This window comes from Bradyrhizobium lupini (assembly GCF_040939785.1).
GTDB lineage: Bacteria > Pseudomonadota > Alphaproteobacteria > Rhizobiales > Xanthobacteraceae > Bradyrhizobium > Bradyrhizobium canariense_D.
The window spans coordinates 709,423-735,955 of record NZ_CP162553.1 but is presented as its reverse complement, the minus strand read 5'-3'; the positions used below and the strand labels follow the sequence as shown (position 1 = coordinate 735,955).

Below are 26,533 nucleotides of genomic sequence, written 5' to 3'. Positions count from 1 at the left end.
CACCATCTTACCTGAGGCATGTCGTCGCGTGGGCAACGACCGTTGCTGCGCCGTCACAGCATCTGGCCCGGTGCCTGCTATGGTGATGTGCCGATTGACAGGGGCGCCGGAACCGTCAAAAGGCGCCGGATCAATTCTCGGGCAGAAGCGTTCCAGTTTCATATGACGGCGAGCATCACATCGACCGAAGCTCCGGACGGGCCGGTCACCTCGGGTTTCTGGGGCCTGACGCTCGGGAGCATCGGCGTCGTCTTCGGCGACATCGGCACGTCGCCGCTCTACGCATTCCACGAGGCCGTCAGGGGCGCGGCCCATGGCCAGCCGGTCTCGCGGGTCATGGTGCTCGGCGTGCTCTCGCTGATCCTTTGGGCGCTGCTGATCGTCGTCACCGCCAAATACGTGCTGCTGCTGCTGCGCGCCGACAACAACGGGGAGGGCGGCACGCTTTCCCTCATGGCGCTCGGCCAGCGCGCGCTCGGGCGGCGGAGCTGGTTCCTGATGGCGCTCGGCGTCGTCGGCGCCTCCATGTTCATCGGCGATTCCATGATCACGCCGGCGATCTCGGTGTTGTCGGCGGTCGAGGGTCTGAAGCTCGCAACGCCCGCCTTCGAGCACTATGTCGTTCCCCTGACCGTTCTCATCCTGACGCTGCTGTTTGCGGTCCAGAGCAAGGGGACGGCACTGGTCGCCTCAGCCTTCGGGCCGGTGATGGTCGTCTGGTTCACCGTTCTTGCCGTGCTGGGTGCCGTTCACATCGCCGACGATCCGTCGGTGCTGGCAGCGATCAATCCCTATTACGCCCTGCAATTCCTGCTGTCGCACGGCACGATCGGCCTGGTGACACTGGGCGCGGTGTTCCTCGCGGTGACCGGCGGCGAGGCGCTCTACGCAGACCTCGGCCATTTCGGCCGCAAGCCGATCCAGTCGGCCTGGATGTTCTTCGTGCTGCCTGCGCTCCTGATCAACTATTTCGGGCAGGGCGCACTGGTGCTGTCGGATCCCAGCGCGATCGAACACTCCTTCTATCGCATGGTGCCCGAGCATTTCGTGCTGCCGCTGGTCGGACTTGCGACCGCGGCGACCGTGATCGCGAGCCAGGCGGTAATCACGGGGGCCTATTCCCTGGTCTATCAGGCAGTGCAGCTCGGCCTCCTGCCGCGCTTCGAGGTGCGCTTCACCTCGGAAACTCATGCCGGCCAGATCTATCTGCCGCGTGTAAACCGGCTGCTGCTGATCGGTGTGATGCTGCTGGTGCTGTTGTTCCACACCCCCAGCAATCTGGCTTCGGCCTACGGTATTGCGGTCTCCACCACCATGGTTGCTGACGGCATCATGGGCTTCATCGTGATCTGGAAATTGTGGAACTGGCGCGCGGCGACGGCCGCAGCGGTGATCCTGCCCTTCGTCGTGGTCGACATCAGCTTCTTCAGCGCGAATCTTCTGAAGCTGCTCGAAGGCGCCTGGGTGCCGCTGCTGTTCGGCGTGATCATGGCCGGGACAATCTGGACCTGGCGGCGAGGGTCCGGGATCCTGATCCAGAAAACGCGCCGCATCGAGGTGCCGCTGGACGATCTGATCCGGAGCCTGGAAAAGCGGCCGCCGCACATCGTCAAGGGCACCGCGGTGTTCCTGACCAGCGATCCCTCCTTCGTGCCGACCGCGCTGCTGCACAATCTCAAGCACAACAAGGTGCTACACGAGCACAACGTGGTCCTGACCATCGAGACCGCGCATACGCCGCGGGTCGATCTGTCGGAGCGGTTCCGGATGGAGAGGATCAGCGACAAGTTCTTCAAGGTCCGCCTGCGCTTCGGCTACATGGAGCAGCCGAACGTGCCCAAGGCACTCGCGATCGCGCGCAAGCAGGGCTGGCAATTCGACATCATGTCGACCTCATTCTTCGTGTCGCGGCGCTCGCTGAAGGCGTCGGCGCAGTCCGGCATGCCGCTTTGGCAGGACCATTTGTTCATCGCGCTGAGCCGGTCCGCCAACGACGCCACCGACTATTTCCAGATTCCCACCGGACGCGTGGTTGAAGTCGGAACCCAGGTCACCATCTAAGCGGCGGCCGGCCAAGCCATGCAAATGTGCATGGCTAAGGTCCAAAATCTGGCTAGGCTATGCCGGCAGCGCAGGCCTATAAGCCCCGCGCCCTTCTGCCGTTGTGCAGTGAAGCATTTAGAGGCCACCAGGCTCTCCCATGACAAGTGATATCGCGATTCCCGCCCCGGAAACGGCGGCGGCCAGTGGGCATGGCGATGCCCACACCACTGCCGGCTTCGGTGCGCTGACACTCGGCAGCATCGGCGTCGTCTACGGTGACATCGGCACCAGCCCGCTCTACGCGTTCCGCGAGGCGGTCATGGCGGCTTCCGGCGCGGAGGGGGTGCCGACGCCGGCGGCCGTGCTCGGCGTGCTCTCCCTGATCCTGTGGGCGCTCATCGTCGTTGTGACGCTCAAATACGTCGTGATCCTGCTCCGTGCCGACAACAACGGCGAGGGCGGCACGTTGGCGCTGATGGCGCTGGCCCAGCGCGCAGCCGGCACCCGCGGAACAACCATCGTCCTGCTCGGCATCATTTCCGGAGCCCTGTTCTACGGCGACGCCGTGATCACGCCGGCGCTCTCGGTGCTGTCGGCGCTCGAAGGCATGAAGGACGTCACCCTGCACTTCGAGCCCTACATCGTGCCGCTGACCGTGATCATCCTGGTCGGTCTGTTTGCCGTGCAGTCCCGTGGCACCGCTCGCGTCGCCGCCTTCTTCGGCCCGATCATGTGCGTCTGGTTCGCGGTGATCGCGATCGCGGCGATCCACCCGATCATCCAGCAACCGCAGGTGCTGTTCGCGCTGAACCCGCTCTACGCCGTGTCCTTCATGATCCACCACGGCATCATCGGCTTCGTGACGCTCGGCGCGGTGTTCCTGGCGGTCACCGGTGCCGAGGCGCTCTATGCCGACCTCGGCCATTTCGGCAAGCGGCCGATCCAGACTGCCTGGCTGTTCATCGTGGTGCCGTCGCTGGCATTGAACTATCTGGGGCAGGGCGCCCTCGTGCTCGGCGACCCCGGCGCGATCGTGAGCCCGTTCTTCCAGCTCTTTCCGCAAGGTTTTTTCCGCGGCTGCATGGTGGTGCTGGCGACCGCCGCAACGGTTATCGCGAGCCAGGCGGTCATCACCGGTGCCTATTCGCTGACGCGTCAGGCGATCCAGCTCGGTCTGTTGCCGCGGTTTGAAATTCGCCATACGTCCGAAGCCCATTCCGGCCAGATCTTCATCCCGCGCATCAACCAGCTCCTGCTCGTCGCAGTGGTCCTGCTGGTGCTCTTATTCCGCTCCTCCAGCGCGCTGGCCTCGGCCTACGGCATCTCCGTCACCGGGACCATGGTGGTTACGGCGATGATGGGCTTCGTGGTGATCTGGAAGGTATGGCGGTGGTCGCCGTTCACGGCTGCCGCCCTGATCGCGCCGTTCTTGTTTCTCGACCTCACCTTCCTGGCCGCCAATCTGCTCAAGGTGTTCGAGGGCGGCTGGGTGCCGCTGGCGCTCGGCGCGCTCATGATCATCCTGATGTACACGTGGCGGCGCGGCAGCCGGCTGCTGTTCGAGAAGTCGCGCAAGCTCGAATTCCCGCTCGCCGACCTGGTGGCCATGCTGGAGAAGCGGCCGCCGCAGCGCGTGCCCGGCACCGCCGTGTTCCTGACCAGCGATCCCCTCAGCGCGCCGACCGCGCTGATGCATAGTCTGAAGCACTACAAGGTGCTGCACGAGAAGAACGTCATTCTCACCATCGAGACCGCACAGACCCCGCGCATCGATCCGGCCGAGCGGGTGAAGCTGGAACAGATCTCGCCGACCTTCTCCAAGGTGACGCTGAAGTTCGGCTTCATGGAATCGCCCAACGTGCCGAAGGCGCTGGCGATCGCCCGCAAGCTCGGCTGGCAGTTCGACATCATGTCGACCTCGTTCTTCCTGTCGCGGAGGGCGCTCAAGCCGGCCGCCCATTCCGGCATGCCGCGCTGGCAGGACCGGCTGTTCATCTCGCTCAGCCGTTCCGCCAACGACGCCACCGATTATTTCCAGATCCCCTCCGGCCGCGTCGTCGAGGTCGGCACCCAGGTGACCATCTAAGTGACGATCTGATCCTCCGTTGGAAGGTCGCGCTTCAAGTCGCTGCGATTTAGCTTTAACTTGCGCAAGGCAGCTCAAGCCTTTGTAGCGCTTGATTTTCGCGGGCCAAGAGGCGAGGTTGCCGGCCGCCGGGATCGCCCCGGCAGCGGCCCGCGACGTTGGAGGATGATGTGGCAAATCAAGTACAGGATCTGACCCCGGACGAGGTCTCCAAGGGTGTTGCGGAAGGGCGCTATCTCCTCGTCGACGTGCGCGAGCCGAACGAGGTCGAGGCCGAGGCTTATCCCTACGGCGTGGTCGTGCCGCTCGCGACCTTCGATCCCAAAGCGATCCCCGATCCGGAGGGTAAGGAGGTCGTGTTCGCCTGCCGCTCGGGCAAGCGTTCGGTGACGGCCTCACTGGCGGCGCAGGCCGCGGGCCTGCCTTACGACAAACATCTGGCCGGCGGCATGCTGGGCTGGAAGGCGGCGGGTCTTCCCAGCAAGGTCGGCGGCTGACCCCGCCGATGTCCAAGAGCTCGTCCCTCAACAAGGTCTTCGCAGACCTTCCCGTCACCATCTTCGAGGCGATGTCGCAGGCTGCGCGCGACAATGCCGCCATCAATCTTGGGCAGGGCTTTCCCGACGATCCCGGGCCCGAGGACATCCGCCGCGCCGCGGCCGAGGCCTCGCTGAACGGCTACAACCAGTACCCGTCGATGATGGGCCTGCCGGAACTCCGTCAGGCGATCGCGACCCATTACGGCCACTGGCACGGCCTCGAGCTCGATCCGATGAGCGAGGTGATGGTGACCTCCGGCGGCACCGAGGCCCTGACCTCGGCCATCCTCGCCGTGGTCCAGCCCGGTGACGAGGTGGTGTGCTTCCAGCCGGTGTACGATTCCTATCTGCCGATTATCCGCCAGGCCGGCGGCATTCCGCGCCTGGTCCGGCTCGAGCCGCCGCATTGGCGGCTGAATGAGGACATGCTGAAAAGTGTCTTCAATTCAAAGACCAAGGCGGTGCTTTTCAACAACCCCCTGAATCCGTCCGCGGTGGTGTTTCCGCGGGAGGACCTCGAGCTGCTGGCGCGCTACTGCCAGGAGTTCGACGTCATCGCGATCTGCGACGAGGTCTGGGAGCACGTCACTTTCGACGAGCACAAGCACATCCCGCTGATCACCATCCCCGGCATGCGCGACCGCACCATCAAGGTCGGCTCGGCCGGCAAGATCTTCTCGTTGACAGGCTGGAAGATCGGCTTCGTGTGCGCCGCGCCGCCGTTGCTGCGCGTTGCCGCCAAGGTGCACCAGTTCCTGACCTTCACCACCGCGCCGAACCTCCAGGCCGCCGTCGCCTACGGCCTCGGCAAGCCCGACGAGTATTTCCTGTCGATGCGCAAGGACCTGACGCGGAGCAGGGACCGCCTCGCCAAGGGCCTGGAGAGCCTCGGCTTCCCCGTGCTGAAGTCGCAGGGCACCTACTTCCTCACCGTCGACCTGTCCCCGCTCGGGCTGAACGAGAGCGACACCGAGTTCTGCTGGCGGATCGTGAAGGACTACAAGGTCGCGGCTATCCCGGTCTCGGCCTTCTACGAGCAGGACCCTGTGACCTCGGTGGTGCGCTTCTGCTTTGCCAAGAAGGACGAGACGCTCGACACCGCACTGGAGCGACTGTCGGACGCGGTGCGCGGGCGCAAGAGGTAGGGAGATGACCAACGTCAGCCGCTGTGGTTTTGGCCTTGCGATCGCCGCCGCGCTGACGTTGCTCTCCGCTCCTGCCGTGGCCGAGGAGCGGGTCGTCAACTTCTACAATTGGTCGAACTACGTGGCGCCCGACGTCCTCCAGGCCTTCACCAGGGAGACGGGCATCAGGGTGGTCTACGACACGTTTGACGCCAACGAGACGCTGGAGACGCGCCTGATGGCCGGCAAATCCGGCTATGACGTCGTGGTGCCCACCGCCTATTTCCTCCAGCGCCAGATCAAGGCCAACATCTTCCAGAAGCTCGACAAGTCGAAGCTGCCGAACCTGGCCAATGCCTGGCCGGTGGTGACCGAACGTCTCGCGATCTACGACCCCGGCAACGTCTACGCCGCCAATTACATGTGGGGCACGACCGGCATCGGCTACAATGTCGCCAAGCTGAAGCAGATTCTCGGAGCGGATGCCAAGATTGACAGCTGGGACATCGTGTTCAAGCCGGAGAACCTCGCGAAATTCAAAGACTGCGGCGTCCACATGCTGGATTCCGCCGACGACATCTTTCCGGCGGCGTTGAACTATCTCGGGCTCGATCCGAACTCGACCAAGCAGGCCGACCTCGAAAAGGCCGCCGATGTCGTCACCAAGGTGCGGCCCTCCGTGCGCAAGTTTCATTCGTCCGAATATCTGAGCGCGCTCGCCACCGGCGAGATCTGCTTCGTGGTCGGCTGGTCCGGCGACATCATGCAGGCCCGCGCCCGCGCTGCCGAAGCCAAAAGCGGCATCGAGATCGGCTACGCCATCCCGAAGGAGGGCGCGCAGATGTTCTTCGATAATCTCGCGATCCCCGCGGATGCCAGGAACGTCAGCGAAGCCTACGAGCTGATCAACTATCTCTACCGTCCGGACGTGGCCGCCAGGAATACGGACTTCCTGTCCTACGCCAATGGCAACCTCGCCAGCCAGAAACTGGTCGATCCGAAAATATTGAACGACAAGAACATCTATCCGGACGAGGCGACGCTCGCAAAGCTGTTCGTCATCACGGCGCGTGAGCCCGCGACCCAGCGGGTCATCAATAGGCTTTGGACCAGGGTGAAGACGGGGCGGTAAGCACTACTGTCCGCTACCGCCACCTGCGGTGCAGCCACAGCCACTGCTCCGGATGCTCGCGCACCCAGTTTTCCACCACGCTCGTGATCGCCTGCGTGGTGCCCTGGATGTCGATCTTGCCGTCGGCGTCGCGCACCGGGTGGACCTCTTCGGTGATCTCGGCGGTGAAGCGGCCGCCGGGCAGGCGGATGACGCGGACGCCGTGGATCGGGCATTCGACCTGTCGTAACAGGCGCGCCAGCATCGGATTGGCGCGGGTCTTGCGGCCGAAGAAGGTGACCTCGACTCCGCCGGTCAGATACTGGTCGATCAGCATCGCGACGTGCTTGCCGTCCTTGAGCGCCTGGGCAAGCCGCAGCGGCGCGTCGCGCCCCGCCGGGATCAGCGTGCCCATGTTGACCTGTCGCATCTCCTGGATGATGCGGTCGGCGGAGGCGATATTCGGGCGGCGGTAGAGGATCGCTGCATCGAGCCCGTGTGCGACCGCGGCGAGCGCCGGTAATTCCCAATTGGCCAAATGTGCGGCGAAGATCAACGCCGGCTTGCCGTCGTCGCGGATTTGATCGAACAGCTCGATGCTGCGGCTGGGCAGTTCGATCCGACTGTTTTCTGGATGATCGCGGTCGTAATCCCAGACCTGGTCCATATGGGCGAATTCGGCGCCGACGCGACCGAGATTGTCCCAGACGCCCATCAGGATGGCTTCGATTTCCTCGGGCGACTTGTCCGGAAACGCCGCGGTGAGATTGGCGCGGCCGATGCGGTGCTCGCGCAGGCGCGGGCCGATCAGTTTGGTGACGCGTGCGAAAAAGTCCGAGGTCTTGGCTGGATCGAAATAACGCGTGGTGCGCAACATGCCGACGGTGGCAGCGCCGATCAGCCCTCCACCGATCGACTTTGCCGTCTGCCGCGCGCGGGCCTTCGTCCTCGCCGGAAGCAGCGCCATGCGTCCGGTCAGGCCGGTTCGCGGGTCAGGATCAGCGAGGCGTTCTGGCCGCCGAAGCCGAACGAGTTCGACATCACCGCGGTGACGCGGGCATCGCGTGCCTTGTTGCCGACGACGTCGAACAGGATCGTGGGATCCGGATTGTCGTAGTTGATCGTCGGCGGGATACGCTGATGCTCCAGCGTCAGCAGCGAGAAGATCGCCTCGACCGCGCCCGCGGCCGAGATGGTGTGGCCGACCATCGACTTGTTGGAGGTGACCGAATCTTCGAGACGAGCTCGCCGAACACGGCCGATGTCGTATTGTACTCCATCTTGTCGTTCTCGGGCGTCGCGGTGCCGTGCGCGTTGATGTGGTCGATCTGATCCGGCGTCATGCCGGCATCGGCCAGCGTCTTGTTCATGCAGCCGATGATCGGCTTGCCGTCGGGCGAGGAGCGGGTGCGATGGAAGGAATCGGTGAGCTCGCCGCAGCCGGCGATTACGCCGAGTATTTTTGCGCCGCGCGCGGTGGCGGCTTCATAGCTTTCGAGCACCAGCGCACCGGCGCCTTCGGCCATGACAAAACCGTCGCGGTTCTTGGAGAAGGGACGGGAGGCCGCCTGCGGCGGGTCGTTCTGGGTCGAAAGCGCCGAGAGCAGCGAGAAGCGCACCAGCGCCTCCGGATTCACGGTGCCGTCGGTCGCCACGCACAGCGCGGCATCGGTCTCGCCGCGGCGGATCGCCTCGACGCCGAGCTGAATCGAGGTCGCGCCCGAAGCGCAGGCCGTCGACAACGAGATCGGCGAGCCCTTGGTGCCGAAGGTCTCGGCGAGGTAGGCGGCGACCGAACCGAACATGAAGCGGTGGTGATAGGCGCTGTACTTGCCGCCACCGGAGATGCGCAGCAGATCGTCGTAATTGAAGTCGGGTTTGCCGACGGCGCGGCCGAGTTCGCGGCGCTGCGGCCATTCGACTTCGACCGGTGCGACCGCAAGAAAGAGAGGACCCGGGAAATCCGCCTTGGTGCCGATCCCGGCCTGGTCCAGCGCTTCCTGCGTCACCAGTTCGGCCATCCGTTCGGACAGGCCGGTGGAGGAGAACGGATCGACGCTGACGAAATCCACCGTGCCGGCCATCGTGGTTTTGAGGCCGTCGACCGGAAAGCGCGTGATGGTGCGGATGCCGGATTCGCCGGCGACGAGCTTCGCCCAATTGTCGGTCTTGCCGTTGCCGAGCGAGGTCATGATGCCCATGCCGGTGACGACGACGACGGGACGCCCGAGTTTGTCGCGTGGTGCAGTCATGTCGATCCCCGCTTGAGCTGGAGCATGATCCGAAAAAGCGTGACGCGGTTTTCCGAGAAGATCATACCCAAACAATAACCTGCCAAAGCGTAACGCGCTTTAGCTTACTGCCTCGACCAGCGCCATGCCTTCGCCGCGCCAGTGTCCGGCCCCCACCACCACAATCTGGGTGGGCGCTCCCTGCATTTCAATCTCGGTGCCCGTGGAATCGTTCGGCGGAAACAGCGCGCCGCGAGAGGTCGACAGCGCGGCGAGCGCGATGCCGAGCGGGAATTGCGTCTCCATGGTGTGGCCGAACATCGTGCCGGTCGAGCGCACCGGGAAATCGGCGTGGCCCTTCAGGAAGGCGCGCTCTTCTGATGTCGCAGGCTCCGCGCCGGTCGCGCCGGATATGATCGCGCCCTTGCCGTCGCGCTTCGGCAACTTTGCCCAAAGCTTCTCCAGCGTCGCGGCCATGTCGCCGGGGGTCTTACGACGGGCAAGGTCGGCAACGACGCTCGACAGCTTTGCGAATGGTTTTGCGCCGCGCGCTTCCGCATGGGCCTTCGATTCCAGCACCAAGAACGCGCCAGCCGAGCCGAGCGCGAAGCCGGCGTGGTCCTTGCGTGCCCACACGGGGGCGAACTTGTCCTTCAGATTGAAGTCGCCGAATTCGTAGAGGACCATCAGGTCCTTGCGCTCGCCATTGTGCGAGCCGCCGATCAGCGCGATGTCGCTCTCGCCGGAGGCGATGCGCGACAATGCAATGCGGGCGGCATCGGCGCCGGCAACCTCTTCACCCATGAAGGTGCGCGAGGTGCCGCCAATGCCGTGCACGATGGCGATGTTGCCGGCGAGCAGGTTGGAGAGCTGGGCCAGGAACAGCGTCGGCCTGAGATCGCTCATCAGCCGCTCATTGAGGAAGCCGGGCGCGTTGGCGCCCTTGGCCTCGGCCGTGAGCACGCCGGTGTCGACGTTGAGATCGCGTTCACCGCCGCCGGCGGCGACCACCATGTCGATCTTCGACAGGATGTCCTTGTTGCCCTTGATCCCGGCGGAGTCGAGCGCAAGCCCGGCCGCATAGGTGCCGATGCGCTGCCAGGCTTCCATCTGGCGCTGGTCGCCCTTCTTGGGGATCTGGCTGTCGAAGGTGACAGGCATCAGGGGGTGCACGATGTAGGGTGCAAAGCCCTTCTCGTCGACATTGATGCGCTTCTCCTGAAGCGCGGCCCAGTTGGCGTCCAGGCCCTCGCCGAGCGAGGTGGCCAGGCCAATGCCGGTGATCCAGACTTCCGTCTGGGCAGGCTTCGAAGCAGTCTCGGTCATGGCGATACGGCCTGTTGCGGAAAGCCGACGCGTTTGGCGACCGCGTCCATGTGGGCGCGCATATCCGCATGGGGAAAGGGAATCTGCGTGAAGGTCAGCGTCGAATTCGCGCGCAGCTTGCCGCCGACCTTGATCTTGGCTTCGGTCACGGCGTAGCCTGAGCCCTGATGGGCCAGGCTCGCCTCGATGCTCATGAGATCGCCGGGGAAGACCGAGCCGCGGACCTTGGCCTCCTTGACGGCAGCCAGGATCGGCATACGCTCGAATTTGAGCACGCCAAGCTGAAGCCAGCCCGAGGCCTGCGCCATCGATTCGATCAGGAGCACGCCGGGCATCAGGGGATAGCCCGGGAAGTGCCCTTCGAAGATGGTGCTCTCCATCGGGACCTGAGCCTCGACAACAATCGTCTTCGCGTCGACGTTGAGGTCGACGACGCGATCTATCATGTGGAAGTATTCGAGTTGCATGACCGCGCGCTTAGGCGCTCGCGCCCTTGGCCGCAACCAGTTCGTCGATGCGGGCGCACAGGTTTTTCAGCACGAAATACTGCTCGGTGGTCGCTTTGCCGTCGTTAACCTCCTGAGTCCACTTTTCCAGCGGCAGCTTGATACCGAACTGCTTGTCGATCGCGAACGCGATGTCCAGGAAATCGAGGCTGTCGATGCCGAGGTCATCGATGGCATGGCTATCCGGCGTGATCGTGTCGCGCGGGATGTCGCAGGTTTCAGCGATGATCGTAGCGACCTGATCGAATGTGGAGGACATCACTAAGCCTTTGATATATTGCAGATGTTTGTCAGATTTTCCAGAGTGGAACGATGGGTGGGCATCGCGCCCCGATGACGCCCTCAACCCCCTCTGGCCGGGTCGAAAGCCCGTATATCGGAGCGCCGCCCTGAGTTCAATGGAGCCGGACGGGTGTGGGGACCGGGCGGGGGACGCCCCGGCTGAGCCGTTTCGGCCGAAGGAGCGCCAGCGGGCCTACCAGACGTCTTGCTTACCAGATGTCCTGCCTAGATGTGCGGCGTCGTGATCTTGACGCAGTCGCGGCGGCCCATCAGCACGCAATCCTGGGTCCGGCGCAGGTCGGCGATGCTCACCGCGAGCCAGATCCCGATCGCGGTCAGTGCGATGGTGAAGGCCAGCGCCGCGATATTGGCGAGCATGCGACGGCGGAAATCGTCCGGTTCGGTGCGGGGCTCCTCGTAGCGCGACAGGTCGAGCCGCTCGGGCGCGACGCGCAATTGCTGCACGCTAGCGTTGCCGCGGTGGGCCGTCGGGGAAGGCGAGGTGCGCGGCCTGAACTGGAGCACCCGGTGCTCGTCATCCGAGCTTATGGGCCGCTGGGTTGTCATGGTGCAGGGATCACTCCGAAGCAGCGATTTTTAGATAGCATACGTAGTGAACGCGTTGCAGAAAATTTTCTCAACGCGCACGTGCATTGCGCGTTCGCACTATCCTGCAGGACTGCGAACGAAGGACCGTGGAACCGTGGTCGTTCCGGGCCTGCAGAGGGTGCGATGCAATAATATCCACCGAGCCGAATGCATTTGCCGGCGCGGTGCCCATGACATAGTCCAGGGAACCTGACCACGCAGCTGCAACCATGTTAGGGGCCTTTCGACCATGACCAATACGCGCGAACCGAGAGTGCATCCGGTGTCGATCCTGTCGCTGCGGCCGACGCAGATGACGGTCGGGATGCGCGAGGTCAAGGAGAAGCGCAAGCGCTGGCGCGAGCACGACAAGAAGAAGCAGGCCGATCTGCTCGGCAAGCATATGATCCCCGTCGTGCACGGCCCCGACGAGCGCTATTACGTGATCGACCATCATCATCTCGGTCGCGCGCTGCACGACGAGGGCGTCAAGGAGGTGCTGGTCACCATCATCGGCGACCTCAGGATGGTCGAGCGCGAAGCGTTCTGGGGCGTGATGGACAACAAGCGCTGGGTTTACCCCTACGACGCCAAGGGCGAACGGCGACCATTCCGCGATTTGCCCAAATCCGTCGTCGACCTCAAGGACGATCCCTTCCGGAGCCTTGCCGGCGAACTGCGCCGCATGGGCGGCTTCGCCAAGGACACCACGCCGTTCTCCGAATTCCTGTGGGCCGACTATCTGCGTCGAAAGCTGTCGCGCAAGACTGTGGATGCCAATTTCGACAAGGCGCTCGAGAAGGCGATGTCCTCAGCCAAGAGCAAGGATGCGATCTATCTGCCCGGCTGGTGTGGGCCAGCGGAGGATGATTAGGCGCAACGCTCGCAGCAGCAGGCATGCGGCTCCGCAAACTGGATCTGATCACAGCCTCTTGAGCGAAACCATCTTCCGTCCGCACGAAGCAGTGCTGAAACCAAGCCGTGCCATCTGTTGGAATTGTCGAGCTCACACAGGAGGCCGAAATGCGCCATCTGGTTTTCGCCGTTGCCCTGCTCGTGGTCGCTTCAGCCGGGATCTCGGCGTCGTTTGCCGCAGTTCACCATGCCAAGACGTTGACTTTTTCCGAGCGCTTTGCCCCGGCGCTCGAGTTGATGGCGCAGCGCTAGGACAGGTTCACGCCAGTTCAACCAGCAGCGTCGCGATCGATTTTGCGCAACCGCACAAAGGCGGCCCAGGCCCGCGGATAATCCTTGTCCGCGGGATCAATCGTAAGTAGCGCGCGGCATGCTTCCTTGATCTCCTCGGGCGAAGGACGCTTGGCCGGAACCCCGGATGATTTGGCCTCCTCCCAGCGAGCCTCGATGCCTTTCGCAAACGCCAGGGCCTCGGCGCTCGTCCGCTTCTGCGCCGATTTCGCCAGCGGATGGTCCGAGGGGAAGTTCGGCCATGCAGCCGGCGGCTGATCGACACGCCACGTCAGTTCATCTGCTTGTCGCGCCTCCACGCCCGAACCTGAATGCTGTGCTGCTGGCGCCCATCCTGCCCCTGCCGAGGCTGGCGAACCCGATGAGCCGGCTGATCTCCGCGGGACCGCCGAACCTGGCGCGACCGCCGCTGTCTGTGCAGCCAGCTGGCCAAGCTGTTGTTCCATCGTTCCGCCGCTGGACTTGGGGATGACTTTTTCGATGGTCTTGATCATCGACAGCGCGCCTGGCGATATCAGCGTGTTCTGGTCGGCAATTTTGTCGTCGGCCGCGCCCGGGCAGGGCTTGTAAGCAGAGCGCTGCGACGTCATCCGGCCGTCGTCGTCGATACGGGCAAAATCGATCGCGACGGTGTAAACGAACGCGGCCTCGACATACTGCCTCTCCTTGTCCATCGCTTTTACGGAGCCGCATACGTATCTTGCCTGGTCTGCATCGATCGTTCGCAGGCCGTTGAAGTGAGCTGAATTCGGCGCAACGAGGACGCGCAAGACGGCAGCCCGCGCCTTGCCATGCTCCGATCTGAACATGCTCCATATCTCGTTCGCGTTGATGATCTCCGGCTGATAGTTCCATGCGTATCCGGCCGCGAAGAATGCCGTGCCAATACAGGTCGCGATAACAAATGCCCGCACGTTCATGAGAAGCCCCCCAACAGGCACGGCTCATCCGCGTCTCCGGGGACGGAAACTGCGCAAGTTGTGCCAAGGCGTTTGTGCTAGTTGAGGGTGAGATTCTTAATTAAACGTGTGCGATTGCGAAAACACAGAGTTCCCGTCAAGCGGGAACTCATCCGCTGCATTGTGGCGATGCGTTCCTTCCGCGCTCGCGGCGGTCGGTCATTTCTTCGGCAGCCGTCCCATCAGATAGAATTCGTCGTTCGGCCGCATGCCGGTGAAATTCGCCAGCCGGTTCGACAGTGCGAAGAAGGCGGAGATTGCGGCGATGTCCCAGATGTCGTCGTCGCTAAAGCCATGCGGCGCGAGCGCGGTGAAATCGTCCTCGGAAATCCGCTGCGCATCGGCCGAGACCTTCATCGCGAAGTCGAGCATCGCCTTTTGCCGCGGCGTGATGTCGGCCTTGCGGTAGTTCGTGGCGATCTGGTCGGCGATCAGCGGGTTCTTGGCACGGATACGCAGGATCGCGCCATGCGCGATCACGCAATACTGGCACTGATTGGCTGCCGAGGTCGCGACCACGATCATCTCGCGTTCGGCTTTGCTGAGGCCGCCGTCCTTCTCCATCAGTGCGTCGTGGTAGGCGAAGAAGGCGCGGAACTCGTCCGGGCGGTAGGCCAGCGTCAAGAACACGTTCGGCACGAAGCCGCTCTTCTCCTGGACGGCGAGGAGACGCGTGCGGATGTCGTCAGGGAGCGCATCGAGGGCGGGAGCGGCGAAGCGTTGCACAGGCTTTGTCATGGGCATGGATTCCGGCTTGGGGCCGGCAACCATAGTCGATGCGGGTGCCATGCTCAACGTGACGCCAGGCTCGCAATGCCGGCGCTGGAAAACGAGCGTCGCTTTACCGCAGCGGCTTCTTCAGCAGCGAGAAGCGGTCCGGATCCAACCCCATCGACGGTTGCAGCATCGGAGTTTCGATGCTGGAGAGCGTCTTCGCGGGCGGCGCCGAGAACACCGGATCGTTCGGCACGTCGCGCTGCGAGGTGGCACCGCGCCAGCGCTCGAGCACGGCGCCGACGAAATGCATGTCGTGACCGGAGGTGACGGAGGGCACGCTGCTGATGGTGGCTTCGCCGCGCGGCAATTGATGCGGCGGCACCTCCTTGAAGCGCAGCCGCGTCGGCAGCGCGACACCTTCGCCGAATGCCAGCACTTCTCGGGTGCCGAGCGAGGGCACGAACGAAAGCAGGTTCGCGGCCGCATCCGACACCGCGGCGCGCAGCAGCGCCTGGTCGCGCTCGTTGGCAAGGCGCATCGTGAACAGCGTGTTGCACTGGGAGATGATGGTGGCGTCGAGCTCGGCCGGACGCTGGGTGATGAGGCCGAGATAGACACCGTATTTGCGGCCTTCCTTGGCGATGCGCGACACCGCCTTGCGGGTCGGCCCGAAGCCGACATTGCGATCGGCCGAGGCGTAGCGGTGAGCCTCCTCACAGACGAACAGCATCGGCGAAACGCCGTCGCTCCACAAGCCGAAGTCGAAGGCCATGCGGCAGAGCACCGAGACGACGGAATCGATGACCTCGGCCGGGAAGCCGGCGAGCTGCATCACCGTCATCGGTTTGCCGTTGGCCGGCAGGCGGAACAGGTGACTGATCACCTCGGCCATGGTGTCACCGCCGACATTGGCGTTGTCGAACATGAAGGCGTAGCGCGGGTCGTTGCGGACCGCCTCGATGCGGGAGATCAGCTTGTGATAGATGATGCGCGAGGAGCGGTTCTCGAGCTTGCCCATGCGCTCGTCGATTAGCGACATCAGATCAACCAGGCGATAAGGCACCGGCGTATCGACGGTGTAGCCGATCTGCTTGGGATCGATGCGCTTCAAGCCGATGCGGTCGGCGTTCTGGTACTGGGTATAGACGCCCTTGGCGAGCGGAATGACCTCGGCGAGGACGTCGAGCTCCTCGGGCACGCCGGCGCGGCCGCCGAACAGCACGTCGACGATTTCCTCGAAATTGAACAGCCAGAATGGCAGTTTCAGATTGCGCGGGTTGAGCACCAGCGCGCGGTCGCCGAAGCAGCGGCCATATTCGTTGTGCACATCGAGCAGGAAGATGCGCAGGTTCGGGCGTGCCTTGAGGATCTCGTTGAGCAACAGCGACACACCGGTCGATTTGCCGACGCCGGTCGATCCCAGCACTGCAAAGTGCTTGGAGAGCATTTCCTCGATGTCGACATAGGCGACGACGGAGCTGTCCTGCTGAAGGAAGCCGACATTGATCTGGTCGGAACCGGTGGGCGCGTAGATCGTGCGCAGCTCCTGGCTCGTGATCAGGTCGACCGAATCGCCGATGGTCGGATAGTTGGTGACGCCGCGCTGGAATTTGGCCTTGCCGGTCGCGTTGAGGATTTCGCCCAGCAGGTCGACCGAGGCGATGGCGATCAGATTGTCGTTGCTCGAGAGGTTCTCGCAGGACACCTCGGTGATCATGGCGACGATGACCGAGCTGGCGCAGCGGATACTGACGAAGCGGCCGACGGTGGCCCGAACTTCCGAGACCGGCATGCGGCTTTCAGCCAGCAGCCCGACCCGGGCGAGCGATCCGCGAACCGAAATCACGCGTCCAAAGGATGTCACAATGAATGAACCTGGCAAGAGCAACGGGTTGCCCGGACTATGCACGGCCGTCGCTGGACAAACGGTTAAGCGGCAGGCGCCGGCGCTTCGTTAAATCCGCGACAATTCGGGTGCGAGGTTTGTTCCCATACATACTTGTGGGCAGAAACGGTGGGAATGCTGCTTTTTGCCGGCCGGGGCCCCGGGAGGTTTAAGCAAGATTTTACCATTCGGGCAGTCGGTCCCCTTTCTGGGGACGGCTCGTCGTCCCGAACGGCCCGTCATTCGCAGCGCCGATGCTGGATTTGTTGACGAGACCTAATCATTTGTACATTAGTACAAATAAACCGGCGGCCTCGCTGCCGCCCACCGGCTCGTGAGCGCATTACAGCCTGCGCCGGATCGCGGGACCGGTCCAGCGGATCGCAAGCCACGTCTTGGAGGAGACCCATGCAGCCCGAACCGATCTTCGATCTCGCTCATCTCGGCCACATGGAGCTGCTGACGCCGAAGCCGGACGAGAGCCTGAAATTCTTCGTCGACGTGATGGGCATGACCGTCAGCGGAGAAAAGGGCGAGTCGGTCTATTTGCGCGGCTGGGACGATTATGAGCGCTATTCGCTCAAACTGACGGCGTCGAAGACGTCAGGCATGGAGCACATGGCGTTGCGTGCGCGCAGCCAGCAGGCGCTGGAGCGCCGCGTCGCGGCGCTGAAGGGGTCCGGCTTCGACATCGGCTGGATCGACGGCGACATGGGGCAGGGGCCGACCTTCCGCTGCCGCGATCCCGATGGACACATCGTCGAGCTCTATTACGAGACCGAATGGTATCAGGCGCCGCCCGAGCTGAAGCCCGCCCTGAAGAACCAGGCACAGCGCTTTCCCGCGCGCGGCGTCAATGTCCGCCGCCTCGACCACCTCAATTGCCTCGCCGTGGACATCAAGGCCAACCGCGAGTTCTTCGAGAACTATCTCGGCTGCCGGCTCACCGAGCAGATCGTGCTGAACGACGGCCGCGAAGCGGCGATGTGGCTGACGATGTCGAACAAGAGCTACGATTTTGCCTATTCGCTTGATCATTCCGGCACGCCCGGCCGCTTCCACCACGTCACCTACGCCCTCGACAGCCGCGAGGAGATCCTGCGCGCCGCCGACATCTTCCTGGAGAACGGCATCCACATCGAGACCGGCCCGCATAAGCACGCGATCCAGCAGACCTTCTTCCTCTATGTCTACGAGCCCGGCGGCAACCGCGTCGAAGTCGCCAATGCCGGCGCGCGCCTCATCCTTGCGCCCGACTGGAAGCCGATCGTGTGGACGGAAGAGGAACGCAAGAAGGGGCAGGCGTGGGGCCTCAAGACGATCGAATCGTTTCACACGCACGGCACGCCGCCGGTGCAGCACAAGAAGTAGCGCTCAGCTCGCGGCGGCTCTCACCCGCGCAATCGTCTCCTTCACACCGATCCATGCTGGCCTGTCCGGTGCGAACTGCTTGCGCAGGAAGGTGACCAGTTCCTCGACCTGCGCATCGCTCATGCTGTTCTTGAAGGCCGGCATATAGCCGAGATCGCTCGACACCGGCTCGGCGATGCCGTGCAGGATGATTTGCACGAGATTGTCCGATGTGGCGCTGTGCAGGTTGCTGTTGAGGGCGAGCGAGGGGCGGCTGCCGAACAGCGCCAGGCCGCCGACCTCGTGGCAGACGGCGCAGGCGCCCTGATAGAGGCGCGCGCCGGTTGAGGACGCCATCGTGACTTGCGTTGAAGCTTCTAGCTTCAGAGCGATCGCATCCTGCGCTTTCGCGTCGGTCGCGGTGTCATAGAACGAGTTGAGATACACGGCCATGGCGCGGATGTCCTGATCGGGCAAGGCTGTGAGATCCCTGACAACAGGCGCCATCGGTCCGGCGGCGACGCCATGATACCGCGAGTGGCCCGTGCGCAAATAGGCGAACAGCTCGTCCTCGCTCCATGGGATCGGCGCGTGCGAGAGCGAGGTCAGCGGCGGCGCCTCCCAGCCCTCGGCAAAGCCGCCGGCGAGATAGGCGCCGCGCTGCTCGGCGCCGAGCGCGTTGCGCGGCGAATGGCAGGCGCTGCAATGGCCGAGGCCCTCGACCAGATAAGCGCCGCGATTCCAGACTTCGGACTTGGCAGGATCAGGTTTGAACTCGCGCGTCTGATGGAACAGCGTATTCCATCCGGCAAGTAGCGGGCGGAGATTGAACGGGAAGGCGAGCGTATTCGCAGGCTGCGTCGCGCGCACCGCAGGCTGTGCCATTAGATAGGCATAAAGCGCCTGCATGTCGGCATCGCCAGTCTTCGAAAAGTGCGTGTAGGGGAAGGCGGGATAGAGTTGCCGTCCGTCGCGATGCAGCCCGTCGCGCATCGCGCGCTCGAATGCGGGATAGGACCAGGCGCCGATGCCGGTCTCGACGTCGGGCGTGATGTTGGTCGCGTAGATCGTGCCGAACGGCGTCTCCAGCGCGCGGCCACCGGCGTTGAGCGCACCGCCGATCATGGTGTGGCACTCCGCGCAATTGCCGAGTGCGGCCAGTTGTTGCCCGCGCGCGATCGTCGCTGCGGAATAGACCGATGGGTCTGGCCGCGCGATCGGTGCGATGGCGCGGCCGGGCAAAACAGCCGCACCGATGCCAATCGCCGCGGTGCAGACGGCCGCGACCGTCGCGAAGATGCCGGCGCGTTTGGCGAATGGATTCTCCCAGATACGGGATGGTTGTGGCGCAGCGGGAGTGGGCAGCGCCTGCGGCGTGGTCGGCCCGCCGCTGTGCAATCCATTCAGGATGCGCTCGGGCGTGAACGGCGGCTCGCGAAATCGCACGCCGGTGGCATCGAAGATCGCGTTCGCAATCGCAGCCGCACTCGGGACCGAGGCGGATTCGCCGACGCCGAGCGGCGGCTGGTCCGGCCGCGGCAGCAACAACACGTCGATCTTGGGCACGTCAGGGAAGGGGATGATCGGATAGGCGCCCCATTCCCGCGCCGCGACTGCGCCGCGCTCGAACGAGACCTCCTCCATCAGTGCGCGGCTGGTTGACTGGATGACGTTGCCATGGATCTGGTGGCGCACACCGTCCGGGTTGATCATCAATCCGGAGTCCTGCCCAGCAACCACGCGCGTCACGCTGACCTCGCCGGTCGACTTGTTCACGGCAACGTCGGTGACCCAGGCCGACCAAGCCGCGCCATAGCCGGGGAATTTGCTGTGGACGTAGAGCGCATAGGCAAAGCCGCGCCCATGCACGATCTCGCCGTCTTTCTCTTCGCGCACCGGCCGCGGCGTCCAGCCCGCCCGCTCGGCGACCGCATGGACGAGATCGACCGCGCGCTGGTCCTTCAGGTAACGCAGGCGATATTCGATCGGATCGACGCCGGCCTCGGTTGCGGCCTCGTCGATATAGGATTCATGCGCAAAGGTGTTGGGCAGGGCCGAGACGCCGCGAAACCAGGACGCGCGCACGATCGGCGCCATGTCGTGGGCTACGACGCGCATGTGGCCGTAATCGTAAGGCGGGATCGCGGTGCGGTCGCCCATCTGGAGGACGTCCGGCCTCGGCGATATCCGTCCCGTCAGCAACAGCGCCAACGTCGGCGCGGCATTCGACGGATAGCGCGTAGCGAGATCGTAGGCAGCGACGTCGCCCGCCGCATCCAGACCGCCATTGACGTCGATGAGCTGCGCGGCGCCTTTGGGCTCCCAGGCGTGTTCCTGCTCGCGCGTCAGCTGTACGCGCACGGGCCGGCCGACCGCGCGCGAGAGCAACAAAGCGTCCGCGGTGACATCGTCGGCGCAGTTGCGGCCGTAGCATCCGGCGGCCTCCAACCTGATGACCTCGATCTCGCTCTCGGGACGCTCGATCAGCAGTGACAGGTCTGCGCGCAGCACGTGCGGGTTCTGCGTGCCCGACCAGACACGGATGTTGCCGTCCTGGAAGTCGGCGACCGCGCAGGACGGGCCGATCGAGGCATGCATCTGATATGGCCAGACGTAAGTGCGCCGCATCGGCTTGGCCGCACCGGCAATGGCAGCATCGACGTCGCCCTTGTCGATCAGCGTGCGCGGCGTGGACGGGCTGGCACGCAGCGCCGTTTCGACGTTGGCGAGATCGGTCAGATCCGGCGTCGGTCGCCAGCTCACCGCAAGCTGCTCCGCCGCGCGGATCGCGTTCTCCTCGCGCTCCGCGACGATTCCGACGAAATCGCCGATGCGTACGACGGCCATGATGCCGGGAATGTCGCGCACCGAGGATTCATCGACCGAAATCAGGCTGGTGCCGACGAACGGGCCGGCGTCGACGCCGGCATAGGGCGGGCGCACCACGCGGCCGTGCAGCATGCCCGGCATACGGATGTCGTGCACGAAGGTCAGCTCGCCCGTGGCCTTGGCGGGCAGGTCGACGCGTGGCATCGATTGGCCGACAATGGCGTAATCGCCGACCGGCTTGACGGCGACGTCGTCGGCAAGCTCGAGACGAATGGTCTCTCCGCCGATCAACTCGCCATAGCTGACGCTGCGATTGTCGTGCCCGCGCACGAGGCCGTCTTCGATCCTGAGATCGGCTGCCGGCAGCTCCAGGCGCTCGGCCGCACGTGCGATCAGGAAGTGACGCGCCTGCGCGGCGGCTTTGCGCAGGGGAACGGCAGTGATCTGAATGGTCTCGCTTGCGATCGTGGCGCCCTGGTTCGGCACCGTTGCGGTGTCGCCGAGCACCACGACGAGGCGGGCAAAGGAGACGTCGAGCTCTTCAGCCACGATCTGGCCAAGCGCCGTGCGGATGCCGGTGCCGAGATCGACATGACCATTGTAGGCTGTGACCGAACCGTCCGCGGTGATGCGGACGAAGGTCTCGAATGTGCACTCGTCCACCGTGCGGACGACGACGAGCGAGCCGGATTGCAGCTCAGCTCCGTTCGGATGCGGGGAGGCCATCAATCACCGGCCTCGGCAAGCTGACCAGACGCACGCATCACGGCGCGAAGGATTTCGATATGCGTGCCGCAGCGACAGAGATTGTAGCGCAGCGCCGCCAGCGCCTCCTGTTCGGTGGGCTGAGGGTTGATCGCAAGCAGCGCCTTGGTCGTCATGATCATGCCGTTGAGGCAATAGCCGCATTGCGCGGCCTGCTCGTCGATGAAGGCCTGCTGCACCACATCCGGCTCGGCGCGGGTGCCGAGCCCCTCGAGCGTCACGATGTCGCGGCCGGCGCAGCCACTGATCGGAATGACGCAGGAGCGCGCCGCAGCGCCACCGATCAGGACAGTGCAGGTGCCGCATTCACCGAGGCCGCAACCGTATTTCGGACCGTTGAGCGCGAGATCGTTGCGCAGCACGTAGAGCAGCGGCGTGTCTCGCGCCGCAGTGATCTCGTGGATTCTGCCGTTCACGGTGATGCGGATCGGTGTCTGCGTCATCCTCGTTCCCAAGTCGAGTCGTTGAGCGCCGCGGCCAAGGCTTCGCGAATTCCAAGTCCGCGCAAAATCTACGTTGCGACGATACCGTTTGTACACAAACGTGCAAGCCAGACATGCCGCAGTGCAGCGCGAGTGCCTTCTTTGTGGACAGGGCGGATAGGCAAATGAGGTTTTATGCGGCAGGCGTATGTTTTGCGCCGCACCGCCGCTTGACAGTCATCGGGAGGGCGCGCAACATCGTTCGTGTACAAATGATAACTGCACAGTCGGCTGGCTTTGACATGGTGACTGAACCTACGAGCGCCGCCATCGACAAGATCCGCTGCGATGCGTGTCCGGTGATGTGCTACATCAAGCCGGGCGCGGCGGGCGCCTGCGACCGCTATGCCAATCACGAAGGCAAGCTCGTCCGCGTCGATCCGCATGTGATCCTGGAGCGCACCGTGTCGCATGGCGGCAAGCTCGTTCCGTTCAGCCGCACCGAAGATTGGGACGGCAAGATCGTCCACGAGCCTTCCACCTTTGTAACGGCGATCGGCGCGGGGACCACCTATCCCGACTACAAGCCGGCGCCGTTCATCGTCTCGGCGGAGGTCGATGGCGTCGACATGGTGACTGTCGTCACCGAGGGCATCTTCTCGTACTGCGGCATCAAGGTGAAGATCGACACCGACCGTTATCTCGGGCCGGAGACGGCGACCGTCCGTGCACAAGGCGAGGCGGTCGGTCATGTCACCACCAGCGAATACGGTTCGCAGATGCTGTCGCTCGGCGGCGTGCACCATCTGACCGGCGGCTCCAAGAAGGAAGGCCGCGTCACCTGCGACACGCTGATGGACCTCGCAAATTGCAAGGCGGTCGAACTCACCATCGACGGCGGCGCGAGCGTGGTGGTGCAGGCCGGCCAGCCGCCGATCGTCAACGGCATGAAAGAAGAGCGCATGCGCGTCGGCTGCGGCTCGGCGACCATCGGCATGTTCGCCAAGCAATGGCACGGCAAGGTCGACGAGGTCGTCGTGGTCGACGACCATATCACCGGCGTGCTCTCGGAGCACCAGGCCGGCAAGCTGCTCGACATCGCCGATACCGGCATCAAGATGAATGGGCGCCGCTCGACGCCCGGCCGCTATTTCCAGGTCGCCGATCCCGGCACGGGTTGGGGCGGCACCAATATCTCCGATCCGCTCGCAATCCTGGGACCGTTCGACGCGAAGGAGGCCAAGCCTGGCCTCTCGATGCTGATGGTCTCCACGACGGGCGAGCATTCGTCCTATTACGTGCTCGACGAAGCCTTGAAGCCGGTCGAGACCGAGATGCCGGAGGACCTCAAGTTTTCGGTCGAGCGCATTCAGGAGAATTGCGAACCGGCGCTGTGTACGGTGCTGTTCATGGCGGGCGCCGGTGGTTCCTTGCGGGCGGGCGTGACCGACAATCCGGTGCGGCTGACGCGCTCGGTGAAGGACGCGCTGACGCGCGTCACCAGTGGCGGCGCGCCGGTCTATGTCTGGCCGGGCGGCGGCATCACCTACATGGTCGACGTGACGCAGATGCCGGCGGGGGCATTCGGTTACGTGCCGACGCCCGCGCTGGTGGCGCCGATCGAATTCACGATGAAGCTGTCGGACTATGCGGCGCTCGGCGGGCACATGGATTATGTGAAGCCGCTCGCCGAAGTTCAGGGCGGCGACGATGTCCGCCAATTGCCCTGGCAGAACCCGATCCCGGGACCCCGGGCATGACAAGGCTCCCGCAAATCGCGTTGCTGTCTGACGGCCGGCGGCTGCATTTGCAGGATGGACCGATTGACCTGATCGTCGAGGCGGGGGGGCGGCCGACGCAGTGCGCGAGGCCTATAAGGCTGCGGCCGAACGGTTCACCGGGCTTCTCGACGAGCTCTGCGCGGAACTGCCGGAACTGCGGACCGCTGTCGAGGAGCGGACCTCGTTGAGAGGCGTTGTGGCGCGTCGCATGCACGCCGCGGTGGCGCCCTATGCCGGTGATGGCTTCATCACGCCGATGGCCGCTGTGGCCGGCAGCGTGGCGGAGGAGGTGTTGGGCGCAATGCTGAACGCTGCGGCGCTCGATCGGGCCTATGTCAACAATGGCGGAGACATTGCCCTGCATCTCGGCGAGGGCGAGCATTTTTCGGTCGGCCTGATGGACCGGCCCGATCGCGACGGCGTGATGCGGACAATCAGGGTGGACGCCGATGATCCCGTGCGTGGCATTGCGACCAGCGGACGGCACGGCCGCAGCTTTTCCCTCGGGATTGCCGATGCGGTGACCGTGCTGGCCGGAACGGCGTCGCAAGCCGACGCGGCCGCGACGATCGTTGCGAACGCCGTCGATCTGCCGGAGCATCCCGCCATCATCCGAAAACCTGCGAACGAACTTCAGCCCGACAGCGATCTTGGCGCGCGGCTCGTGACCCGCAACGTTGGTGGATTGTCGCAGAACGAGATCACCACCGCGCTCGAATCTGGCGCGGAATGTGCACGGCAATTATTCGATCGCGGATTGATCGAGGGTGCCGTGTTGCAGCTTTGTGGTGATATGATTGTCATCGGGACCAAGGATATTGAACGGCAACGATCGCGCCCGCTTGTACAAGAGAACGCGGTCCATGCCTGAACTGGGAAGCGGTTTGAGGAAACAATCATGAGCGCGATCATCCGCAAGATCGTCACCGTCGTCGAAGAGACGCAGATGGAGATGGGCCGCCAGGTCTCACCGCCGACGCGGCGTGCGGCGGCGATCGCCGTGATCGAGAATCCGTTTGCTGGAAAGTATGTCGAGGATCTCTCGCCGCTGATCGCGATTGGCGAGGAGCTCGGCGAGCTGCTCTCGAAGCGCGCGGTGGCGGCGCTCGGCATCGACGGGTCCAAGGCGCAGAGCTATGGCAAGGCCGCGGCCGTCGGCGAGAATGGCGAGCTGGAGCATGCAGCCGCCATCCTTCACCCGAAAATGGGCGCGCCGGTGCGTAAAGTGCTGGGCAAAGGCGCTGCGCTGATCCCGTCGTCGAAGAAGCGCAGTGGACCCGGCACGACGCTGGACGTTCCGCTGGGCCACAAGGATGCAGCCTTCGTGCGCAGTCATTTCGATGGCATGGAAGTGCAGATCAACGACGCGCCGCGCGCCAACGAGATCATGGTCGCGGTCGCCGTCACCGACAGTGGCCGTCCTTTGCCGCGCGTCGGCGGGCTGACCGTTGCGGAGATCAAGGGCGAAGACGGACTGCGTTAATCTTTTCAGAAAGTGGAGGTTGGGATGCGAGCAAAGAACTATTTTGTCGGGGCGGCGTTCGCGCTGTTGGCAAGCGGCATGGCTCATTCGGCCCTTGCGCAGGACATCAAGATCGGCGAGATCAACAGCTACTCGCTGCTGCCGGCGTTCACTGAGCCCTATCGCAAGGGCTGGCAGCTCGCGGTCGAAGAGATCAATGCGGCCGGCGGCATCAACGGCAAGAAGCTCATCGTCGTCTCCAAGGACGATGGTGGCAAGCCGGCAGATGCGCAGACCGCGGCCAACGAGCTGGTGTCGAGCGAGGGCGTGGCGATGCTGACGGGTACGTTCCTGTCGAACATCGGTCTTGCGGTCAGCGACTTCGCCAACCAGAAGAAGGTGTTCTTTCTGGCGGCCGAGCCTCTGACGGACGCCATCACCTGGTCGAAAGGCAACAAGTACACGTTCCGACTGCGTCCTTCGAACTACATGCAGGCCGCGATGCTGGTGGAAGCGGCCAGCAAGCTGCCCGCAAAGCGCTGGGCGACGATCGCGCCGAACTATGAATACGGCCAGTCCGCGGTCGCGGTGTTCAAGAAGCTGATGTCGGAGAAGCGGCCCGACATCCAGTGGGTCGATGAGCAGTGGCCGCCGCAGGGCAAGATCGACGCCGGTCCGGTAGTGCAGGCGGTTGCCGCGGCCAATCCCGAAGCGATCCTCAACGTCACCTTCGGCGCCGATCTCGTCAAGCTCGTGCGCGAAGGCAACACCCGCGGCCTGTTCAAGGGACGCGAGGTCGTCTCCTTCCTCACCGGTGAGCCGGAATATCTCGATCCACTCAAGGAGGAGACACCCGAGGGTTGGATCGTCACCGGCTATCCCTGGTACTCGATCAAGACGCCCGAGCACGACGCGTTCCTGAAGGCCTATCAGGCCAAGTACAACGACTATCCGCGCCTCGGCTCGATCGTTGGCTACCAGACCATCAAGTCGGCGGCGGCGATCCTGGCGAAGGCCAATTCGACCGATCCGGAGAAGCTGATCACTGCGGCGGAAGGACTTTCGATGCCGTCGCCGCTGGGCGAGATCACCTTCCGCAAGATCGATCACCAGTCGACGCTCGGTGCCTATGTCGGCAAGACCGCGCTGAAGGACGGTAAGGGCGTGATGGTGGACTCGTCTTACAAGAAGGGCGCGGACTATCTACCAAGTGATGCCGAAGTCGAGAAGCTGCGTCCGAAGGATTGATCCAAAGTGAGACCGGGGCCTCGTGGTTCGAGACGCGCGGCGCAGCCGCGCTCCTCACCATGAGGGTCCCGAC

General features: G+C 64.0%; 21 protein-coding genes and 2 pseudogenes. 12 read left to right on the top strand and 11 right to left on the bottom strand.

Annotation, left to right across the window (positions count from 1 at the left end):
- Nucleotides 1–162 precede the first annotated feature (162 nt).
- The 5 genes from AB3L03_RS03900 (at nt 163) to AB3L03_RS03880 (ending at nt 6,924) form a co-directional block, all read left to right on the top strand.
- Nucleotides 163–2,061, top strand: coding sequence for a potassium transporter Kup (locus AB3L03_RS03900; protein ID WP_085385797.1), 1,899 nt, complete (start codon nt 163–165; stop codon nt 2,059–2,061).
- Between the two features lie 139 nt (nt 2,062–2,200).
- A complete protein-coding gene (locus AB3L03_RS03895; protein ID WP_368508269.1) occupies nt 2,201–4,129 on the top strand; it encodes a potassium transporter Kup in 1,929 nt (642 codons plus the stop codon).
- Between the two features lie 170 nt (nt 4,130–4,299).
- Complete coding sequence (locus AB3L03_RS03890; protein WP_247391225.1) at nt 4,300–4,626, top strand: rhodanese-like domain-containing protein; 327 nt, start codon at nt 4,300–4,302, stop codon at nt 4,624–4,626.
- 8 nt (nt 4,627–4,634) lie between these two features.
- The gene (locus AB3L03_RS03885) at nt 4,635–5,813 is read left to right on the top strand and encodes an aminotransferase (RefSeq protein WP_085395866.1); all 1,179 of its coding nucleotides are present in this window, start codon (nt 4,635–4,637) and stop codon (nt 5,811–5,813) included.
- A gap of 4 nt (nt 5,814–5,817) precedes the next feature.
- A complete protein-coding gene (locus AB3L03_RS03880; RefSeq protein WP_247297618.1) occupies nt 5,818–6,924 on the top strand; it encodes a polyamine ABC transporter substrate-binding protein in 1,107 nt (368 codons plus the stop codon).
- 13 nt (nt 6,925–6,937) lie between these two features.
- On the opposite strand, the gene AB3L03_RS03875 is transcribed toward AB3L03_RS03880, so the two are convergent.
- From AB3L03_RS03875 to AB3L03_RS03850, 6 genes and pseudogenes are all read right to left on the bottom strand, one after another.
- Nucleotides 6,938–7,870 (bottom strand): lipid A biosynthesis lauroyl acyltransferase, encoded by a 933-nt coding sequence (locus AB3L03_RS03875; protein WP_204510907.1) that lies wholly within the window; start codon nt 7,868–7,870, stop codon nt 6,938–6,940.
- Nucleotides 7,871–7,878: 8 nt separating this feature from the next.
- Nucleotides 7,879–9,155: pseudogene (locus AB3L03_RS03870) on the bottom strand (beta-ketoacyl-ACP synthase).
- Between the two features lie 99 nt (nt 9,156–9,254).
- Nucleotides 9,255–10,460, bottom strand: coding sequence for a beta-ketoacyl-ACP synthase (locus AB3L03_RS03865; protein WP_368508268.1), 1,206 nt, complete (start codon nt 10,458–10,460; stop codon nt 9,255–9,257).
- Complete coding sequence (locus AB3L03_RS03860; protein ID WP_007608856.1) at nt 10,457–10,927, bottom strand: 3-hydroxyacyl-ACP dehydratase FabZ family protein; 471 nt, start codon at nt 10,925–10,927, stop codon at nt 10,457–10,459. The genes AB3L03_RS03865 and AB3L03_RS03860 overlap by 4 nt, the downstream gene beginning before the upstream one ends.
- Nucleotides 10,928–10,937: 10 nt before the next feature.
- Nucleotides 10,938–11,225 carry an acyl carrier protein gene (locus AB3L03_RS03855; RefSeq protein ID WP_007592476.1) on the bottom strand — a complete coding sequence of 96 codons (288 nt, stop codon included), beginning with the start codon at nt 11,223–11,225 and terminating at the stop codon, nt 10,938–10,940.
- A gap of 248 nt (nt 11,226–11,473) precedes the next feature.
- Nucleotides 11,474–11,815, bottom strand: coding sequence for a hypothetical protein (locus tag AB3L03_RS03850; RefSeq protein WP_085352754.1), 342 nt, complete (start codon nt 11,813–11,815; stop codon nt 11,474–11,476).
- 271 nt (nt 11,816–12,086) lie between these two features.
- Between AB3L03_RS03850 and AB3L03_RS03845 the strand changes: the two genes are divergently transcribed.
- Both AB3L03_RS03845 and AB3L03_RS03840 read left to right on the top strand, forming a co-directional pair.
- A complete protein-coding gene (locus tag AB3L03_RS03845) occupies nt 12,087–12,710 on the top strand; it encodes a ParB-like protein (protein WP_085395870.1) in 624 nt (207 codons plus the stop codon).
- 149 nt (nt 12,711–12,859) lie between these two features.
- Nucleotides 12,860–13,003 carry a hypothetical protein gene (locus AB3L03_RS03840; protein ID WP_204510908.1) on the top strand — a complete coding sequence of 48 codons (144 nt, stop codon included), beginning with the start codon at nt 12,860–12,862 and terminating at the stop codon, nt 13,001–13,003.
- 17 nt (nt 13,004–13,020) lie between these two features.
- Here AB3L03_RS03840 and AB3L03_RS03835 read toward each other — a convergent pair whose 3' ends face one another.
- The 3 genes from AB3L03_RS03835 to AB3L03_RS03825 form a co-directional block, all read right to left on the bottom strand.
- Nucleotides 13,021–13,962, bottom strand: a complete 942-nt coding sequence (locus tag AB3L03_RS03835) for a hypothetical protein (protein ID WP_368508267.1) — start codon at nt 13,960–13,962, stop codon at nt 13,021–13,023.
- Nucleotides 13,963–14,160: 198 nt separating this feature from the next.
- Nucleotides 14,161–14,739, bottom strand: a complete 579-nt coding sequence (locus AB3L03_RS03830; protein WP_026233779.1) for a peroxidase-related enzyme — start codon at nt 14,737–14,739, stop codon at nt 14,161–14,163.
- Between the two features lie 103 nt (nt 14,740–14,842).
- Nucleotides 14,843–16,582, bottom strand: coding sequence for an ATP-binding protein (locus tag AB3L03_RS03825; protein WP_026233778.1), 1,740 nt, complete (start codon nt 16,580–16,582; stop codon nt 14,843–14,845).
- 429 nt (nt 16,583–17,011) lie between these two features.
- On the opposite strand from AB3L03_RS03825, the gene AB3L03_RS03820 reads away from it, so the two are divergent.
- Nucleotides 17,012–17,974 carry a catechol 2,3-dioxygenase gene (locus AB3L03_RS03820; protein WP_247409079.1) on the top strand — a complete coding sequence of 321 codons (963 nt, stop codon included), beginning with the start codon at nt 17,012–17,014 and terminating at the stop codon, nt 17,972–17,974.
- A gap of 3 nt (nt 17,975–17,977) precedes the next feature.
- Here AB3L03_RS03820 and AB3L03_RS03815 read toward each other — a convergent pair whose 3' ends face one another.
- A complete protein-coding gene (locus AB3L03_RS03815; RefSeq protein ID WP_368508266.1) occupies nt 17,978–21,508 on the bottom strand; it encodes a molybdopterin cofactor-binding domain-containing protein in 3,531 nt (1,176 codons plus the stop codon).
- A complete protein-coding gene (locus tag AB3L03_RS03810) occupies nt 21,508–21,990 on the bottom strand; it encodes a (2Fe-2S)-binding protein (RefSeq protein ID WP_085395874.1) in 483 nt (160 codons plus the stop codon). The genes AB3L03_RS03815 and AB3L03_RS03810 overlap by 1 nt, the downstream gene beginning before the upstream one ends.
- A gap of 281 nt (nt 21,991–22,271) precedes the next feature.
- On the opposite strand from AB3L03_RS03810, the gene AB3L03_RS03805 reads away from it, so the two are divergent.
- The 4 genes and pseudogenes from AB3L03_RS03805 (at nt 22,272) to AB3L03_RS03790 (ending at nt 26,460) form a co-directional block, all read left to right on the top strand.
- Nucleotides 22,272–23,729, top strand: a complete 1,458-nt coding sequence (locus tag AB3L03_RS03805) for a 6-hydroxynicotinate reductase (protein ID WP_162496408.1) — start codon at nt 22,272–22,274, stop codon at nt 23,727–23,729.
- Nucleotides 23,726–24,621: pseudogene (locus AB3L03_RS03800) on the top strand (UPF0280 family protein). The gene AB3L03_RS03805 and the pseudogene AB3L03_RS03800 overlap by 4 nt, the downstream one beginning before the upstream one ends.
- Nucleotides 24,622–24,648: 27 nt before the next feature.
- Entirely contained in the window at nt 24,649–25,233 is a 585-nt protein-coding gene (locus tag AB3L03_RS03795; RefSeq protein WP_085352760.1) for an amino acid synthesis family protein, read from the top strand.
- Between the two features lie 24 nt (nt 25,234–25,257).
- The gene (locus tag AB3L03_RS03790; RefSeq protein WP_018459318.1) at nt 25,258–26,460 is read left to right on the top strand and encodes an ABC transporter substrate-binding protein; all 1,203 of its coding nucleotides are present in this window, start codon (nt 25,258–25,260) and stop codon (nt 26,458–26,460) included.
- Nucleotides 26,461–26,533 lie beyond the last annotated feature (73 nt).